16 protein-coding genes are annotated in these 17,031 nt (G+C 69.9%); 3 read left to right on the top strand and 13 right to left on the bottom strand.

Features of this window, described 5'->3' with window-relative positions:
* Positions 1–14: 14 nt before the first annotated feature.
* The 4 genes from ACFSXZ_RS10950 to ACFSXZ_RS10935 form a co-directional block, all read right to left on the bottom strand.
* Entirely contained in the window at positions 15–698 is a 684-nt protein-coding gene (locus ACFSXZ_RS10950; protein ID WP_378263992.1) for a QcrA and Rieske domain-containing protein, read from the bottom strand.
* A complete protein-coding gene (locus ACFSXZ_RS10945) occupies positions 695–1,288 on the bottom strand; it encodes an RNA polymerase sigma factor (RefSeq protein WP_378263990.1) in 594 nt (197 codons plus the stop codon). Before ACFSXZ_RS10945 ends, ACFSXZ_RS10950 begins: the two co-directional genes overlap by 4 nt.
* A 94-nt stretch (positions 1,289–1,382) precedes the next feature.
* Complete coding sequence (locus ACFSXZ_RS10940) at positions 1,383–2,117, bottom strand: Clp protease N-terminal domain-containing protein (RefSeq protein WP_378263988.1); 735 nt, start codon at positions 2,115–2,117, stop codon at positions 1,383–1,385.
* Positions 2,114–2,335 (bottom strand): helix-turn-helix domain-containing protein, encoded by a 222-nt coding sequence (locus ACFSXZ_RS10935; RefSeq protein ID WP_378263986.1) that lies wholly within the window; start codon positions 2,333–2,335, stop codon positions 2,114–2,116. Before ACFSXZ_RS10935 ends, ACFSXZ_RS10940 begins: the two co-directional genes overlap by 4 nt.
* Before the next feature lie 98 nt (positions 2,336–2,433).
* Between ACFSXZ_RS10935 and bluB the strand changes: the two genes are divergently transcribed.
* Entirely contained in the window at positions 2,434–3,123 is a 690-nt protein-coding gene (gene bluB / locus ACFSXZ_RS10930; RefSeq protein ID WP_378263984.1) for a 5,6-dimethylbenzimidazole synthase, read from the top strand.
* Between the two features lie 77 nt (positions 3,124–3,200).
* Positions 3,201–4,385: an FAD-dependent oxidoreductase gene (locus tag ACFSXZ_RS10925; RefSeq protein WP_378263982.1), complete on the top strand. Its 1,185-nt coding sequence runs from the start codon at positions 3,201–3,203 to the stop codon at positions 4,383–4,385.
* On the opposite strand, the gene mptB is transcribed toward ACFSXZ_RS10925, so the two are convergent.
* The 7 genes from mptB to ACFSXZ_RS10890 all read right to left on the bottom strand — a co-directional run bounded on the left by mptB (position 4,370) and on the right by ACFSXZ_RS10890 (position 13,180).
* On the bottom strand, positions 4,370–5,830 hold the full coding sequence (gene mptB / locus ACFSXZ_RS10920) for a polyprenol phosphomannose-dependent alpha 1,6 mannosyltransferase MptB (protein ID WP_378263980.1): 1,461 nt from the start codon (positions 5,828–5,830) through the stop codon (positions 4,370–4,372). The genes ACFSXZ_RS10925 and mptB overlap by 16 nt on opposite strands.
* Before the next feature lie 115 nt (positions 5,831–5,945).
* Complete coding sequence (locus ACFSXZ_RS10915; RefSeq protein ID WP_378263978.1) at positions 5,946–6,431, bottom strand: MarR family winged helix-turn-helix transcriptional regulator; 486 nt, start codon at positions 6,429–6,431, stop codon at positions 5,946–5,948.
* Positions 6,428–7,804, bottom strand: coding sequence for an MFS transporter (locus ACFSXZ_RS10910; protein WP_378263976.1), 1,377 nt, complete (start codon positions 7,802–7,804; stop codon positions 6,428–6,430). The genes ACFSXZ_RS10915 and ACFSXZ_RS10910 overlap by 4 nt, the downstream gene beginning before the upstream one ends.
* A gap of 155 nt (positions 7,805–7,959) precedes the next feature.
* On the bottom strand, positions 7,960–9,219 hold the full coding sequence (locus tag ACFSXZ_RS10905; RefSeq protein ID WP_378263975.1) for a cation:proton antiporter: 1,260 nt from the start codon (positions 9,217–9,219) through the stop codon (positions 7,960–7,962).
* A gap of 30 nt (positions 9,220–9,249) precedes the next feature.
* Positions 9,250–10,542 carry a cytochrome P450 gene (locus ACFSXZ_RS10900; RefSeq protein ID WP_378263974.1) on the bottom strand — a complete coding sequence of 431 codons (1,293 nt, stop codon included), beginning with the start codon at positions 10,540–10,542 and terminating at the stop codon, positions 9,250–9,252.
* Positions 10,539–11,606, bottom strand: coding sequence for an alpha-hydroxy acid oxidase (locus ACFSXZ_RS10895; RefSeq protein ID WP_378263972.1), 1,068 nt, complete (start codon positions 11,604–11,606; stop codon positions 10,539–10,541). Before ACFSXZ_RS10895 ends, ACFSXZ_RS10900 begins: the two co-directional genes overlap by 4 nt.
* A complete protein-coding gene (locus ACFSXZ_RS10890; protein ID WP_378263970.1) occupies positions 11,603–13,180 on the bottom strand; it encodes an NAD(P)-binding domain-containing protein in 1,578 nt (525 codons plus the stop codon). Before ACFSXZ_RS10890 ends, ACFSXZ_RS10895 begins: the two co-directional genes overlap by 4 nt.
* Positions 13,181–13,368: 188 nt before the next feature.
* Between ACFSXZ_RS10890 and ACFSXZ_RS10885 the strand changes: the two genes are divergently transcribed.
* Positions 13,369–14,850 (top strand): class I adenylate-forming enzyme family protein, encoded by a 1,482-nt coding sequence (locus ACFSXZ_RS10885; RefSeq protein ID WP_378263968.1) that lies wholly within the window; start codon positions 13,369–13,371, stop codon positions 14,848–14,850.
* A 12-nt stretch (positions 14,851–14,862) separates the two neighbouring features.
* Here the strand turns inward: ACFSXZ_RS10885 and ACFSXZ_RS10880 are convergent, their stop codons facing one another.
* Positions 14,863–15,402 (bottom strand): HIT family protein, encoded by a 540-nt coding sequence (locus ACFSXZ_RS10880; RefSeq protein ID WP_378263966.1) that lies wholly within the window; start codon positions 15,400–15,402, stop codon positions 14,863–14,865.
* 123 nt (positions 15,403–15,525) lie between these two features.
* Positions 15,526–16,998 carry an MFS transporter gene (locus ACFSXZ_RS10875; protein ID WP_378263965.1) on the bottom strand — a complete coding sequence of 491 codons (1,473 nt, stop codon included), beginning with the start codon at positions 16,996–16,998 and terminating at the stop codon, positions 15,526–15,528.
* Positions 16,999–17,031 lie beyond the last annotated feature (33 nt).

The following is a 17,031-nucleotide window of genomic DNA, read 5'->3' as shown; positions in this document are numbered from 1 at the left end:
CATACGCGGGCGGGTTACGTGGCCACCGGGGGCACGAAGACCTCGATGACACCGCCGGATTCGCGCACCATCAGATGCGGCAGTGGCGGAGGCTCGACGGGGAGCTGGTGGAAGAGCACGGCACCGTCCACAGTGAACGCCGTCCGGTGGCACGGGCAGTTCAGCCGCCGTTGCGGGGCGTCCAGCGCCAGCCTGCACCCGAGATGCGTACAGGTGGCCGACACGCCCTGCACCTGGCCGCCGGCGCGTCGCACGAACCCCGCCACGGCGCCGAGGTCGAACGCGCGCACACCGCCTTCCGGGAGGTCGCTCGCGGCGACCACCGCCCGCCACTCACCGGTGTCCGGCACCATCGTCCGGTCCGGCGCCGGCCCGGCACTCGTCCCGGCGGTCACCAGGATGTGGTCCAGACCTGCCCCGGCCACGGCGGCGGTCGCGGCCGCCGCGGAGGTGATCTGGACGAACCGCCGGCGGTTTCCCCCCTGAGCCGGAGCCGTTTCGCCGTCCAACTCGGTGGCAAGCCGTTGCCGCAGGCCGGTGACGAACTCCTCCGACGGCACTCCGCTGCCCGGCCGGGCGTCCCGCAGCATGATCGCCGTGCGCAGTTCGGCCTCGTCGTCCGGTTCGGCGGCGAACCGGCGTGGCCGCCGCTGCCGCAGGAGGTCTTCGACGAACCGGCGAACTCCGCGCGTACTCACGTCGCCATCCTCTCCGCGACCTGCGCGGCCTGGCGCAGTGCCCGGTGCTGCAGCACTTTCGCGTTGCCGACGGTGACACCGAGCTCCACGGCGGCCTCCTTGATCGAACAGGCCTGCAGGAACCGGAGCTGCAGGATCCGCCGGTACCGGTCGGGCAACTCGGCGAGGATCGCCTCGACGCACGCGGGCGTCAGCGGATCGGCCTGCCCGGTTTCGAGCACGGGCACGTCCCGCTCGTCGTCCAGCGTCGTCACCTCCCGGCCGAGCGTGCGCCGCCAATGCGACGCCAGCACGGTGCGCGCCGTCTCCAGCAGGTACGCCCGCACCTCGCCCACGCTGGCCGAAACCCGCAACGGCCGCAAGGCGGTCAAGAAGACCTCGGTGGTGAGGTCTTCGGCGTCGGGCCGGTTGCCCACCTTCGCGAACATCAGCCGGTACACCCGCTCCACATTGTCCCGGTAGATCGCCTCCCAGTCCGGATAGACGTCCGCGCCCACCACCCGCAGCCGCGCGGGCCCGGACCCGTCGTCCCCCGGATCGTGTTCGTCCTGTCCGGTCGGTTTATGTCGTTGCCAGAACCGCTGTCCCACCTGTCACCATCCGGCCTCCCGCTCCCATGGAACCCCATCCGGCAGACCAATACGCGCCAGGGTTACACCACGCGGGCCGGACTCCTCCGCGGGGTCAGCCCGCCTGCCGGTAACGGTCGAGGATCGCGACGCGCAGCGCGGCTCCCGGTGCGCCGAGGGCCAGCAGAATCGGGGCCACCAGCCCGCCTTCCATCCGCGCCAGGCCGAGCGCGAGGTGTTCGGCACCGATGTGGTGGTCGCGCATGGCCTGCGCCTCGCGAACGCTGTTCTCCAGGCACTTCCTGGCACGAGTGGTGAACGGCAGGTGCCCACGGGGAACAGGACCGGTGGCGTGGTAGCGACCGGTGGCCATCGACGCGGAGGCCGGCGCGCCGAGGACGGGACGGCGCCGACGGAACAGGCGACGGAACAGGCGGCCGATCAGTCGCCGCAGGCGCGGAGGAACCGCGCGGCGCGGGTTCAGCCGGGACGGACGCGGCCCTCGGTGCATGGCGTTGGCCGCGCGGATAAGGGCGTCGGGTCCGAAGGATGCCTCCACCCGGGCACGCACGGCATCGAGGTCGATCCCGATGGCCGCCAGCGCATCCCGGTCGAGGTCGCTGAACAGGGCTCCTCCGCCACCGAGGCCGGCCCGGTGGACGATTTCCTCCTCGACGCGGTCCGGCGTGATCCCCTGCTCCCGCAGGACAACGCCGACAGGCTGCCGACTGGCGGCCACGGCGAGCAGGAGGTGTTCGCAGCCGATGTAGCGGTGCCCGAGACGGCGCGCGTGTTCCTGCGCGTGGACGACGACCGTGCGGGCCTCCGGAGTGAAGCGCTCGAACATCATCGACCTCCCACTCGCCGGCCGTACTTGCGGTGCACGGTCTGTTTGGTGACGCCGAGCCGTTCGGCGATGTCCTGCCAGGACCAGCCCAGCTTCCGGGCGCTTTCGACTTGGAGGATCTCCAGCCGTTCGGTGAGTTCCCGCAGTGCGGCCACCGCGCGCAGCCCCACGTCGGGGTCGTTGCTGGTGGCGCCCTGCGCGATTTCCAGTGTCGGTTCCATGTCCGTCAGCATATGCTGACAACCCACAGGCGTCAACATATGCTGACGACTCGAGTCGGCCAGGCCGGGGTGGGGAGGATTGGCGCTATCGTGCAGACATGGCGTCTGGGGATCGGAAGATGGTGCCGGCCGCACCGGGAGAACACGGCACCGTTCCGCCCGTGTTCGAACCACGGTTCCAGGACACGTTCGAGCAGTTGCTGCGCTGGCGGCGCGATGTCCGCCACTTCGACCCCACTCCGCTGGACGCCGGACTCGTCGAGCGGATCCTGGACGCGGCGTGCCTGTCCCCCAGTGTCGGCAACTCGCAGCCGTGGCGGTTCGTGTCGGTCGAAGCACCGGCCACGCGAGCGGCGATCACCGCCAACTTCGAGCGGGCCAACGCCGACGCCCTCGCCGGTTATTCCGGCGCGCGGGCCGAGCGATACGCCACCCTGAAACTGTCCGGTCTTCGCGACGCGCCCACCCATCTCGCCGTGTTCTGCGACGAAAGCACCGAACAGGGCCATGGCCTGGGAAAGGCGACCATGCCGGAGACCCTGCGGTATTCGGCGGTGCTGGCCGTGCACACGCTCTGGCTGGCGGCGCGCTCCCACGGTATCGGCGTCGGCTGGGTGTCGATTCTGGATCCGCACGCGGCCGCCCGCACGCTGGCGGTGCCCGAGCACTGGGCTCTGGTGGCCTATCTGTGTATCGGCCGTCCTCTTTCCGACAGCGACACCCCGGAACTGGAACGACTCGGCTGGCAGGACCGCACCGCGCGGTGCCGTCAGGTACTCCGGCGCTGAGGTGATCACCGCGAAAACCGGGCTCGCCGTGAGGATGCCACAATTCACCAGAGTTTCCTTCGGGGAGGAGAGTGGCTTTGACGGGGATTCTGGTGGTCGGGGGCGGGATAGCCGGACCGGCGGCGGCATTGTCGTTGCACCGGGCGGGTTTCGACGTCACCGTTTACGAGGCGCATCCGGACACCGGGGCCGACATCGGGGCCTTCCTTACGCTGGCCGGGAACGGTATGCGTGCACTCGCCCAATTCGGCGCGGCCGAAATCGTTGCCGAAATCGGTTTTCCGGTCACCAAAATGACCGTCCTGGACGCCACCGGCACCGCGCTCGTCGACGTGCCCCTCGGGGAGGACGACGACCCCCTGACCCACTACCGTTGCCTGCGGCGCGCCGAACTCGCGTCGGCGTTGCGGCGGGAAGTCCGGCGCCGGGAAATCCCCCTCCGGCACTCCGCCCGGCTCGTCGGCATCACCGAGGACGCGGCGGGCATCACCGCCGGGTTCGCCGACGGCACGTCGGCCACCGGTGACCTCCTCGTCGGAGCCGACGGTCTCCATTCGGCCGTGCGGTCCTGCCTCGATCCGGCGGCCGGACCGAGTTATGCCGGACAACGCGTCTTCTACGGTTACACCACGCGGGCGAAGCCGCTGGACGACCGGGACCGGATCACCATGATCCGCGGCAGCGGGGCCGCGTTCGGTTGCCTGTCTTCCCCGGCCGGAGAAACGTTCTGGTTCGCCAGGGTGCCGCGCCCGCCGTCGTCCGCCGAGCACGGACGGAAAACGGCGGCCCGGTTGCGGGACGAACTCCTGCCCCTGCTGCGGCCCGACGCCACTCCCGCCGCGGACATCGTCGCGGAGACCGGCGAGGACCTGATGGTGACCGACGCCCTGCACCTCAGCCCGGGTATCCGCTGGCGTAGCGGCCGCGCCATCCTCATCGGCGACGCCGCCCACGCGGCCTCACCGGCGACCGGTCAGGGCGCGTCGATGGCTCTCGAAGACGCCGTCGTCCTCGCCAAGGCGTTGCGCGACAGCGAAACGCAGGCCGCGGGGCTGGAGCGCTACGAACTACACCGCAGACCCCGGGTCGAGCAGAACATCGAAGTCAGCGCCCAGTTGACCGCGAGCCGCGCGGCGCCGACGCCGTCCGCGGTCGGCAACGCCGCGCTGGCCCACCAGAACCGCCGTCCCCCGCGCGCGAACCCGGCCCTCACCGCACTCCTCGACTGGCACACTCCCCTGCCCGCTCACCCGGTCCGGTAAGCGCTTTCCAAAACCGGGGAATCCGCCGCCTCCGGTTCGGGCGGCATGGCGAACAGCCCGGTTCCGCGCCATCCGCCCAGGGAAAGCCGCCAGATCAAGGCCAGCAGCGCGGCTCCGCCGAGATAGCCCGCCACCAAGGCCATCGCGCCTGTCCCGCCGGGCGGCAGGAGCATCGCGGCCACCGTGCTGAGCACCACCAGCGCGAGGCGGCCGCGGCCCCCGCGCACGCTCGCGGCCAGCGGAAGGATCGCCCACAGCAGGTACCACGGCTGCACGACCGGTCCGGTGACCAGCATCAACGCGAAGACGAGACCGAGGCCGGCGAAGGGATCCACGCGGCCGCGGAAGATCTTCCACACCACGGTCGCGCAGGCGAGCGCGCCCAGAACCGCGCCGAGCCGGATGGTCACCGCGATCGCGGCGGAGGTGATGTTCGCACCGGCCAGCGCGCCCAGGCCGGCGATGAGGAAACCGAGCTGGTTGGTCGGGGCCATCCAGCTGTGTACATCGGTCGACGAGCCGAGCGCTGACGTCCAGCCCAGGCCGAGGCCGGTCACCCAGGAGATCAGGAGGAAGGCCAGAGCGGAAGCGCCGAGTACACCGAGCATCACCAAGGCACCGCGACCGGCCGTGCGGCCCCATCGCCGGGCCCACGCGGCACCGAGGCAGCAGATCGCCGCCGCGGCCACGATCTTGATGTTCGCCGCGACCGCCAGCAGCGCGAGCGCGGCGACGAGCCGCGACGGGCGGGACGAGCCACCGAGCGCGATCTCCATTCCGGCGAGCACCAGGCCGATCATCAGGCCGTCGTTGTGCGCGCCGGCCACGACATGCCACAGCACCAACGGGTTCAGCAGCCCGAGCCACATCGCGATTCCCGGCGAAACCCCGAGGCGCCGCGCCAGCCGCGGCAGTGCCCACGCGATCAGGGCGACACCGGCCAGTTCGACCAGGCGGTTCAGGAACAACGTCACGAACAGGTTCTCGCCGGCGATGTGGGCGATGGCGCGCGAAATCGCGATCCACACCGGCCCGTAGGGTGCCGGCGTGTCCTGCCAGTAGTGGCTGACCTGCTGGGTCACCGGCGAGTTCGCGCCGAGCGCCGCCAGGGGGGAAAGCCGGTAGACATCCAGTCCCTTGGCGGCGATCACCCCCTGCGCCAGGTAACTGCGGATGTCGCCGCTGAACAGCGGACGCGCGAACAGCAGAGGCAAACACCATGCCGCGGCTGTCCAGGAAAGCTCACGCACCGACATGCGCGCCGCGCTCCGGCCCAGCCGGAGCCAGGCGAGCACGACCACGCCCATCCCGGTCAGCCCGAACGCCACCTGCAAGGCCGTCGGCAAAGGAACGACCGAGGTCGCGAGCACGAGCACGAGCACGCCCGCGAACCCCGCGATCGACGGTGACCCCACGGTCACTGGCGGGCGCAACGATATCCCCATCGCGTCAGCATCCCGGGTCGCGCGCGACGGACTCATCCGGGGGTCACCCTGATTTTTCCCGCCCGAAATCAGCCTCGGGTCGGACAACCTTTTCCGGTCACGCGATAAGACCTGGTCAGGCTTCCGAGGGCTCGGCGAGGGTGTCGATGGCGTGGACGAGTTCGGACAGCGCGGGCAGCGCCGCGGTGAGCAGATGCCGCCAGGCCGGGTGAAGTTCGTTCAGGGCACCGCGAAGGATGGCGGTGTTGGTCGTACGCCATTGCCGTACGGCCCGCTCGCCGGCCGGCGTGAGGGTCAGTGAGACCGTTCGACGGTCGTCGCTGCCGTCCGCGCGCGTGATCAGGTCCTGCTTGCGCAGTCCGTTGACCAGCGTGGTGACCGAGTTCGGCGCCAGGCGCAGCAGGCGCGCTATCCGGCTCGGCCGGGCGCCGGGGTTCTCCGCCAGGCAGGACAGCAGTTCCAGTTGCGCCACCGAAAGGGAATTGCCCGGGTCGGTGACGCGGGCCGCGCGGCGCATCGCCCGGCGGAGGCGGGCGATGACGTCGGCCAGTTCCGCCTCGTCCCGCGAGTGCGCGTCCGGTGGTGAAGCAAGCGTGGTCATGATGGTCCCTTCCCGGGCCGTGAAGCCACCGCTGTCACCGCGGCCGCGGACCCGAACACGAGCAGCGCGGCCAGGGCGAGCCGGGGACCGGTACCCGGCGCGCCGGTCGCGTCGGCCACGTGCAGGAACAAGGTAACGATCGCCACGCCGAGGGCGGTGCCGAGGCCGCGAGCCATGTTCACCAGGCCGCCCCCGGTCGCGGCCACACGCAGGGGAATCGCGCCCATGATCGCGGAGTTGTTGGCCGGGATGAACACCCCGAGTCCGAGGCCGAGCACGAACAACCACACGGCCACCCAGACCGGCACGGAAGGCGCCACGGCCAGCACCCCGGCCGCGATCGTTCCCGTGATCGCACCGGCGAGGCCCCGCGCTCGGGCGCCCCAGCGCCGGGGCAGGAGCCGTTCGGCGAACACCGCGGCGACGGCGAACCCGGCCGGCAGCGCGGTCAGGACGAGCCCGGCGCTCCCGTGCGCCCCCAGCACCTGGGGAAACAGCGTCAACGGCCCGAAAAGCACGAGATAGGCGCACAACGCCCCGGCCAGGCCGGCCATCGGGGGCAGGACTTTCAGGTCCACCAACGGATCCGCGGCCCGTCGTTCCCGGAGCACGAACGCGGCGAACCCCAGGGCGGAGACCGCGATCAGCGCGAGGCCCGCCCACAACGGCAACGGCAGCCCGGAAACCGCCGACACGCCCAGCAACAGCGCGGTCGTCGCCACCGCCAGTGCCACCAGCCCCGGCCAGTCGAAGGAGCCGAGCCGGGTGCGCTGCCGGGTGCGGGGCAGCAGGTAACGGCCCGCGACCAGGGCCACGATGCCGACCGGCACGTTGACCCAGAACACCCACTGCCAGCCCACCGTGCCGACCAGCACGCCGCCCAGCGCCGGCCCCAATGCCAGGCCGAGCGCCTGCGCCGCGGCCTGCACCCCGAGCGCGGCGCGCATCTTGTCCCGCGGCACGCTCGTGACCACCAGCGCGACGCTGTTGGCCTGCAGCATCGCCGCCCCGGCCGCCTGCAGCATCCGGAAGCCGATCAGCCAGCCGAGCCCGGGGGCGAGCGCGCAGGCCGCCGAAGCCGCGGTGAAGACCAGGAACCCGTACAGGTAGATCAGCTTGCGGCCCTTCGCGTCCGCGATCCGCCCGGCCGCCGCCACCAGGCCGACCAGGGTGAGCAGGTAGGCCAGCGACACCCACTCCACCGCCGCGAGCGGCGCGTGGAACTCCGCCTGCAGGGCCGGGAACGTCAGCGTGACGATGCTGGCGTCCAACTGGCCCATGAACGCGCCGAAGCACACGGTGGCCACCGCCAGCCAGCCCGCCATCGGATGTTCACGCACCACGCGCGGGCGCGCCGGTTCGACCAGCAACATCACTTCAGGCTCTCCGGCTCGTCGTGCCTATAGTTCTGCCACAGAACATCCTACTCGGCGAAGTCCATGAAGAAGGTTTGTGTGTAAGGAAGGCAACGCCCAAAGCGGTCGTGTTTACTTCGGGGAGAGAACTATACTCCGCTGAGGAGATCGGGTCAGCGGGTGGCGGGCTCGGTGATTTCCGTGCTCTCGCCCGGCTCGAGTGCTCGTCGATCCCACAGGCGGAGCAAGGGTGTGGCCATCATGGTCGTCACGATCGCCACCACGACCAGCACGCTGAACAGCTCCCGCGTGACGATGCCCGCGGCGAGCCCGACGTTGATCGCGATCAACTGCATCAGGCCGCGCGCGTTCATCAGGGTGCCGATCCGCAGCGCGATCGCGTTGGGCTCGCCCACCAGGCGCGCGGCCGCCCAGCAGGCCCCGAACTTCCCGGCGACGGCGACCACGACGGCGGCCACCGTGAACACCAGCACGTCCGGCCGCACCAGCAGTCCGAAGTCGGTGTTGAGACCGGAATAGGTGAAGAACAACGGCAGGAACACCGTCCCGACCGGGGCGATCGTGGCCACCGCGCGGTCGACCGCGTCCACCCGGGGGAACACCACGCCCAGGCTGAACGCGCCGAACACCGCGTAGAGCCCGATCTTGTCGGTGTACCAGGCGAACAGGAACAGCACGACGACGAGCACGAGCAGGAGGTGTTCCGGCGCCGACCGTTGAGCCGCCGGAGTGAACCGTCCCCGCACGCGCACCACGCCCAGCAGCACCGCGGCGAAGATCAGCGTGCCGCCCACGGCGATCGACACCGGGCCCGCACTGCCCGCCGCGATGCTCAGCACGGCCGCGAGCAGCACCCAGGCGACTGCGTCGTCGAGTGCGCCGCAGGCCAGCGCGACCGAGCCGAACCGGGTGCCGGTCAGGCCGCGTTCGGTGATGATCCGCGCGAGCATCGGGAACGCGGTGATCGCCAGCGTCACGCCGACGAACAGGGCGGACACGAAGACCGGTACCCGCGAAGCGAAGATGTGCACCCGCCCGACCGCGAGCCACGCCAGCACCGCGCCCATCACCAGCGGCGCCAGCATGCCGGCCGTCGAGATCACGCTCGCCGAACGCGCGACCCGCCGCACCCGCTCGGTGCGGAACTCGTAACCGGCCTGGAACATGAACACGACCAGGCCGATCTGCCCGACCACATACAGCACGGGCCGCAGTTGGGGTGGGAAGACGAAGGCCTCCGCACCGGGGGCGAGCAGCCCGAGCACGGACGGGCCCAGTACCACGCCGGCGACCATCTCCCCCACCACGGGCGGCTGGCCCGCGGCGCGCAGCAGCCGGCCGACCAGCCGGCACACGACGAGAATGACGATCAGGGCGAGGAAGAAGGCGGGGGCCAGTTCGGTCGTCGACATCGCTGAGGAATCCTCTCCGGTGCTTGTCCGTCAGTCCCGGTCCATTTCTTCGAAGTACCGGACGGCCAGTCGCCGTCGCCGCGCGTCGAGCACCATGCAGGTGCCGAGAACCAGCTGCGCGACGCTGCGCCAGACGTCCTCCCACCGGTCCCGGCTCCGGAGAAAGATCCGGACGAGGCGAAGCCGCCCCGGCGCAATCCGGTGCCCACGGCGGATCAGCAGGCACGGCCCCCGGCTCGGCAGCGAGCGCGTGTGCGCGACCGTCGAATCCAGGTCGAACCACCGCAACACCTCCCGCGCCGACGCCCGCATCGCCAGCGGGGCGAGGCGCCAGGCCGGACAGGGGCGGTTGGCCGCGATGCCGAACGGGACGTGGGGCGCGTCCTTGGCGGAAAGCGCTTCCCACCGCGACGGGTCGAACCTCTCGGGATCCGGGTAGCCGGAGGCGTGGTAGCCCGGATAGTCGAAGCACAGCACCGATCCCGAGGGGAGTGTGGTCTCCTCGTCGACGACGATTTCCCCGGTGGTGATGCGGTGCGCGATCCCGAACAGCGGGTAGAGCCGCATCGTCTCGTCGATCACGTGGGCGAGGTATTCGTCATCGCCGGTGGCCGCTCGCTGCCGCGTCCGGTGGTGTTGAGCGAGGGCCAGCAGCAGATGCGTCATGCCTTCGGACATCTGCACGACCGCGGTGTTGAAGAACGTGCCCTGGAGGTAGTAGACCTGCTCCTGGCGCGTCAGGGACGCGGGCAGTTCGTGGGGCACGTCGTCCAGATGGCCCGCGAGGTAGCGGGTGAGCCGCGTCCGCCGTTCCATGTGCCGGAAACCGGTGCACTTCAACGCGGTCACCACATCGTCGGCGTGCGCCACGATCAGGTCCCGGGCCCCGCGCGGGCACGGACGGCGGAAGACGGTTTCGTAGAAGAACTCCGCCCACACCGGCATCATGAGATCGCGTAGCCGCACCAGGCGGTGTTTCCCCGAGCCGGTCTCGCGGAGCACGGTGGCGGTGCACCGCGCCGCCGTGGCGGCGAGATCCTCGCTTCGCCCAGCCAGAATTCGCGACGTCGTGCGCGCGACGTCGTCGTAGCGAGGTCCGTCCTCCAGATGTTCCTGGTGTACTTCGGGTCCCGGCGAAAGCCAGTACCAGAACAGATCCGACAGGCCGGCGCCCCGGCTACGGCCCCGCGCGGCGGGATGTGAGTAGAGCTCCCGGAACCGTTCGGGACCGAGCCGTTCACCCGGAACCGTGATCACGTTGTCGCCGTTGACGTGTTCGAAAACCTTCATCCGCAGCGCGACCACCCGCTGGGCGAGGCTCACCACTTCCCGCCTTCCGGCCCGCGCACGGTCACCAGGTCGCGCGTCAGGTCGGCGGGCCCCTGGCCACCGCACAACGCCAGCGTGTGATCGAACTCCTCCCGCAGCAGCTCCAGCACCTGCCGCACGCCGAGTTCGCCGTCCGCGGCAAGGCCCCAGATCACCGGCCGTCCGACGCCCACCGCGACGGCGCCCAGCGCGAGCGCGATCGCCACGTCGCTGCCCCGCCGCACCCCGCCGTCGAGCAGCACCGGTACCCGGCCGCCGGCCACCTCGGCGATCCTCGGGAGCGCGTCGATCGACGCCGGCACGGCATCGAGCTGACGACCGCCGTGGTTGGACACCACGATCCCGTCGGCACCGCGCTCGATGGCGAGATGCGCGTCCTCGGGATGCAGAATTCCCTTGAGCAGCACGGGCAACGACGTCGAGGCACGCAGCCGGTCGAGGTGCTCCCACGACATCGGCGTCATCTCGATGTTCCGTCGTCCCCCCGGCAGGTCGCGCATGTTCTCCGCGGCGAAACCGGCCGGCAGGTCGGCGAAGCCGTTGCGACGGTCCCGCTCGTGGCGTCCGAACACCGGCGAGTCGACGGTGACCACCAGCGCCGAGCAGCCCGCGTCCGTCGCACGGCGCACCAGCGTCTCGGTCACGCGGGTGTCGCTTTGCAGGTACAGCTGAAACCACAACGCCGCGCCGGGATCGACGGCGCGCGCGGCCGCGGCCATCTCCCCCACTCCGACCGTCGCCGCCATGCTGGCGATCAGGACCGTGCCCGCGGCCGCGGCGGCCCGCGCCGTCGCCAGTTCCCCGTCGGGATGGGCGAGCCGGTGGAACGCCGTGGGTGCCACGACGACCGGCATCGAGGCGCGGGCGCCGGGCAGTTCGACCGAGATGTCGCGGTCGGCACGGCCACGCAGCACCCGGGGCATCAGGGCGAGCCGCCGGAACGCGCGTTCGTTGTCGGCGAGCGCGGTCTCGTCCGCCGCGCCTCCGGCGAAATAGTCGTAGTATTCCGGCACGAGCCGTTGCCGCGCACGGTCGTGCAGTTCCGCGATGGTGGTCATCGCAGGACCGCTGGTTCCCGTGTGCTCAGGTATTCCCGTAGCGGCGCCAGATGCACCCGCTCGCTGTCCCACTCGTTTTCGAGGTTTTCCGTGATGTGGTGTTCACTGAGGAGCTTCCCGTCCTGGTAGGACCGCACCACCGGATGCAGGTAGCGCCCGTCCAGGCCGCTGACGTCGTCCTGCGAAGTGCGGCCGGCGGTGACGTCGAACGGGTCGACCTTGTCGTGGTCGGCGCCGTATTCGAGGGTGATGGCGAAATAGGTCCGCACGGCACCGAATTCGCCGCGTGCCACCGCGTCGTGCAGATAGTCCGCCGGAATCTCCTCGGCATAGCGGACGGACGAGTCGGGCCCGAGGAACACCACGTCGGCGAGGAAGCCGAACATCTGCCACAGCGCCGAGGTCCGGTTGACGCGCTGGATGATCGCCTGAGCGATCGCCTCCGGGGTTCCGTCCAGTTCATGGGCGGGCCAGGGCACGTCGTGGTAACGTCGCTCGAGAATACGGTGCAGCGCGCGCACGCCGTAACGGAAACCGTGAATGAACCCGCTGGTGGACTTCTTGAAGTCACGCATCTGCGTGATGGTCCCGGCGAAGAACAGATCCGGCACGTTCACCGATTCCCACGCCGGGGTCTGCGCCGGGAACCGGCCCTTGATGACCAGTTCCGGCCGGCACCACTCGGCGAAGATCGAGGCGTCGAACCGGAATCCGGTGGCGAGGATGACCCGGTCGTAGCGGATTTCCTTGACCACCTCGTGCACCCGCGCGAAGCTGATCCGCACGAGGTAGGAGTCGCCGTCACGGCGGATCCCGAGAATGTGCCCGTCGAGCACCGCATTCTGCGACTTGAGCTGATAGGTGTCGAGGAAGTTGTTGTTCACCGCGCGCAGATGGCCGACGAAGTGGGTCTTCCAGGCCAGCCGCAGAGAGCCGGGGCCCGCCACGTGGATGACGGCCGCGGTCTCGATGAGGTTGTCCGCGGTCTCGAACGCGGAGTTCCCACGGCCGATGATGAGCACTTTCTGATTGGTGTAGTCGGCCGGGTCGACCGGTATGTCGGTGTAGTGCTCGGCGAGTTCGACGCCTTCGATGTCCGGAATGTAGGGCTTTCCCACGCCCGTCGCGGCGATCACGCGCCGCGCGTGGTAGGTATTTCCGTCGGCGTCGCGGGCCACGAAATCACCGGGCCTGGCGATCTCGACGATGCGGGTGCCGTACCGGACCGCGAGGTCGTGCTGGGTGGCGAAATCGCCCAGATAACGCACCATGTCGTCCGCCGCGGGGAAGTAACGCGGGGTGTAGGCGGTGAACAGCGGAGAGTTCTCCTCGGAGAGCAGGGAATTCCAGTCGACACGGAGATTCAGTTCTGGATCATCCCATCCGGTATGCACTTTGTTGCTCGAGATGAGCTGACGGTGCCGGGGGAAAGTGGTGAAGAACGTCCCCGGGGAATCACCCGCCTCGACGATGAGGTAGCTGCGTCCCGCGCGGGCGAGGTAGTAACCCATCTGCAGGCCGGCGGGCCCCGCGCCGAGTACGAGGTAATCGAGTTTTTCCTTGCTGGACAACACAAACCTCCTCAGCCTGCGCGGCTTGCGGCCCGCGTTGGTTGATAATTGAACTAACCTGGGATCACAATGCACCGTGATCGCTCTCCGCGCAACAACGACAGGTAGGAATTTTCCGACCCCGGCGACCCGCCTCCCGTCGTCTGGTACGACTGCCGCATCCACGTTCACCTGAACGGAGTGACGACCCGATGGAGAAACCGTTTCCCCGGCCACTGCTCGAAGCTCTCGCCACCCATCCGGACCTGCCCGCTTTCGAACTTGCCGCGCGAGTAGTGACCCGTGGCGAACTGCTCATGACAATCGCGCGGTATGCCGGCGCGCTGCGGGCAAATGGCCTGCACCAAAACAGTGAGGTCGCGATCGCCACGGGGGTCACCCCGGAAGGCTTCGCCGTGCAGATCTCCGCGCACGTCCTCGGCTGCCGCGTGGTCCCCGTCGGCCCGGGGCTCACCCCGGACCAGGCGGCGCGGGTGGCCGGCACGGCGGACGTCCTGGTCGTCGACGAGACGAGGGCACCGATCGCCGACGCGCCCAAGACGCTTCGCTTGTCCGAACTTTCCGGTGAACCTGGGTCGCTGGAACCACAGGGGCGTCCGGACGACATCGCCGTCGTTGCCTACACCAGTGGCAGCACCGCTATGCCGAAGGGAGTGGAGTACACCTACGCGGCGATGTCGGCGTACTGGGCGTGGCGGACCGACGAGTGGACCGAGGACACGCGGCGGCTCGCCGAGCGCTACCGGCGATTTCTGTTGTTCGGCACACTGGCGAGCGCGGTGATGCGGGAACACCTCGCCTTCTGCCTGCTCGGCGGGGGAACCGCGGTGGTTCCGGAAACGCCGCCGGTGTTTCCGCGTGTGCTCGAAGAATTGCGTATCAGCGCCGTCCTGTTGACCGTCCCCCGGCTCTGCCGGATTCTCGACGCGCTTCGGAAGAAACCGGCCGATCTGCGACGACTGCGCTCGGCGCTGGTCGCCGGTTCCCCGCTGCCCCCGCACCGTCTCCGTGAGGCCTTTGACCTCATCGGCGACGCGGTGCACCAGGGATACGGCCAGACCGAGACCGGAATGCTGACCCTGCTCACCGCGGACGACGTGGCCGCCCATCCCGAGGCGATCTCGTCGGTCGGCCGCCCGTGGACAGGGGTGGAACTGGAGGTGCGCGACAATTCCGGAAAGCGCTTACCAGAAGGGGCGACCGGTGAAATCTGGGTCCGCACCGCCAACGCTTTCCGGGGCTACCGCGGCGAGGACGCGAAGCCCCTGAAGCACGCGGGATGGGTACGCACACAGGATCTCGGAAAGGTCGACGCCCACGGTTTTCTGCACCTGACCGGCCGGTCGCGGGACGTCGTCATCATCAACGCGATCGTGCACTACGCCGGCGCGATCGAACAAGCGCTGGCGGAGGATCCTGCCGTCGACGAAGCCTACGTGGTCGGCACACCGGACGAGCGAACCGGCGAAGCGGCCCACGCTTTCGTCGTGACGTCCAACGGCGGAACGCCCGACCTCGACGCCCTCCGTGCCGCCGTGCGGGAAAAACTCGGCGACGCGGCGGTACCGTCGACGATCACGGTCATCGGCTCCGTCCCGGTGGCCGCGAGCGGCAAACCGGACAAGCGCGCCTTACTGTCTCTTGTGGACCTTCACCGCCGAGCGACCGGGTGAAAGACGTTTCGCTCACCGCGCCACGCGACGGGCGAACTCCGCGCGGGCGCGCTCGGCGAACGCTTCCACGGCAGCCAGGTCGGGTTTGTTTTCCGCGTCGAACATCGCGGACTGCAGCACCGGGCCAAGCCTGCCGGGATGACGGTCCATATCGGAGCGTCGGATCGGCTGGAGGATGAAGTGGATGTGCGCGGCTTCGCCGTTGGTATGCGACCACTGGCAGGTGTAGACCTGGACCGGATCGGTCAACGCCGTGACGACGGCGGCGACCTCCCGCAGCAACTCGCCCAACTCCGCGGCTTCTTCCCTGGTCAGGGCGGCGACGTGGACGACATGCCGCTTCGGCACCACGGCCAGCGCGCCCAGGCCGAACGTACCGAGCACATGCGTCACCAGCCACAGCGACGTTTCGTGGATCCTCCCGCCGGGCAGGCTCACCCGGCCGTTCATCATGTCGCAGGGCACGCAGCCGGCCACGTCCGTGGGTTCCGGCGACGAGCCGGCGTGCCGGCTGGATGGCGTGGCCGGGTCCGTGGCACCGTCATGATCCACTACGCCAGTGTAGATCACCACGAAGGTCGTGGACGACAGACCGCCAGGGCCCGGTCACCGGACTGACCGCGCTGCGTTTCAGCGTCGACGATCCGGCACGGTTGCTCCGCGAACTCGCCCGGGTCAGGGCCTCGTGCTGATCGGCATGGTGTGGACGGCCGCCGCGGCGGCGGTGGCGCGATCGACCGCGCTCGGCCGGCGCGTGTGGCGGGCCACGAGCAGGCCGAGGGCGATGCCCGCCGCCGAGAAGATCGCCAGTGCGATCGACGCCCGCGAAAAACCGGTGGCCAGCGCCGAGGATGTCGCGCCACCGGTCACGAGGTGTCTCGTGCTCACCGACGCGTAGATCCCGGCGACCACCGCGGTCAGCACCGCTCCCCCGACGTAACGGGCCATGTTCGAGATCCCGGACGCCGAGCCGACCTCTTCCTGCGGCACCGAGGCGGTCGAGATGGACGAGGCGGGACCGTTCGACAAACCGAGGCCGATCGCCACCGCGAGCAGGCCGGGCAGGAACACCACGTACGACCACGACGGCCGGACCGCGCCGAGGAACAGGAAGCCGGCCGTCATGAGCAGGAACCCGGCCACGACGACCGGGCGGGCGCCGAACTTGTGCGCCAGCGGGGTGACCAGTGGTGCCACCAGGACGACCAGCGCGGCCACCGGCAGGGAGGCGAGCCCGGCCTGGAGGCTGCTCATGCCCAGCGTCGCCGGATCCTGGAAGTACAGACTGATCACCAGCGACAGGCCGGCGACCGCACCGGCCGCGATGAGGATCGCCGCCGTCGAACCGACGAGCAGAGGGTTCCGCAGCAGGCGAAGATCCACCAGCGGTGCCGCGATCCTGCGCTCGGTGGCGACGAAACCCACGCACGCCAGCACCGAGATCGCCAGGCAGACCAATGTCGGCACGGACACCCAGCCCCAGGTCGACGCCTTCGTCATGGCGAAGACGAACGGGACGAGGATGGCGGCCACCAGCACGGTTCCGGCCAGGTCGATCGACCGGGACCGGCCCGGATCGCGCGATTCCGGCACCGCACGCAGCGTCCACGGCACGCACACGGCGGCGATGGCGGCGTCGACCCAGAACAGGCCCTGCCACCCGGTGAACTGGTTGAGAACACCGCCCAGCACCGGCCCCGCCGCGGCTCCGCCCGCCGCGGCCGCTCCCCACAGCGTGACCGCGCGCATCTGCGCGGCACCGCCCGTCCCGACCGACAGCAGGCTCATGCCCGACGCCACGATGGACGCTCCGGCCGCCCCCTGGACCACCCGGCCGAGCACGACCATCAAGCCCGACCCGGCCAGCGCGATCACCACGCACGAAACGATGAACAACAGCAGCCCGTAGACGAACATCCTCCGCCGCCCGAAGACATCGCCGAGCGCGCCCCAGGTGACGATCGTGGCGGCGCCGACCAGCATGTAGCCCGTCACCGCCCACTGCAGCACGTCCAGCGAGGTCCGCAGATCCGCGCTGATGGACGGCAGCAGGATGGCCACCGCCGAGGTGTTGACGTTGACCACGAACGTGGACAGCGCGGCGGTGCCCAGCACACCTGAAGCCTTCGTCACCGCCGTGGCGCTCATGACCGGCCTCCTCGCCTTGTCCCGGATCTCACG

Origin of the sequence: Amycolatopsis pigmentata (assembly GCF_042684065.1) — a bacterium.
GTDB lineage: Bacteria > Actinomycetota > Actinomycetes > Mycobacteriales > Pseudonocardiaceae > Amycolatopsis_E > Amycolatopsis_E pigmentata.
Note: the sequence above shows the minus strand (reverse complement) of the source record. Positions and strands in the feature narration are given on the sequence as shown.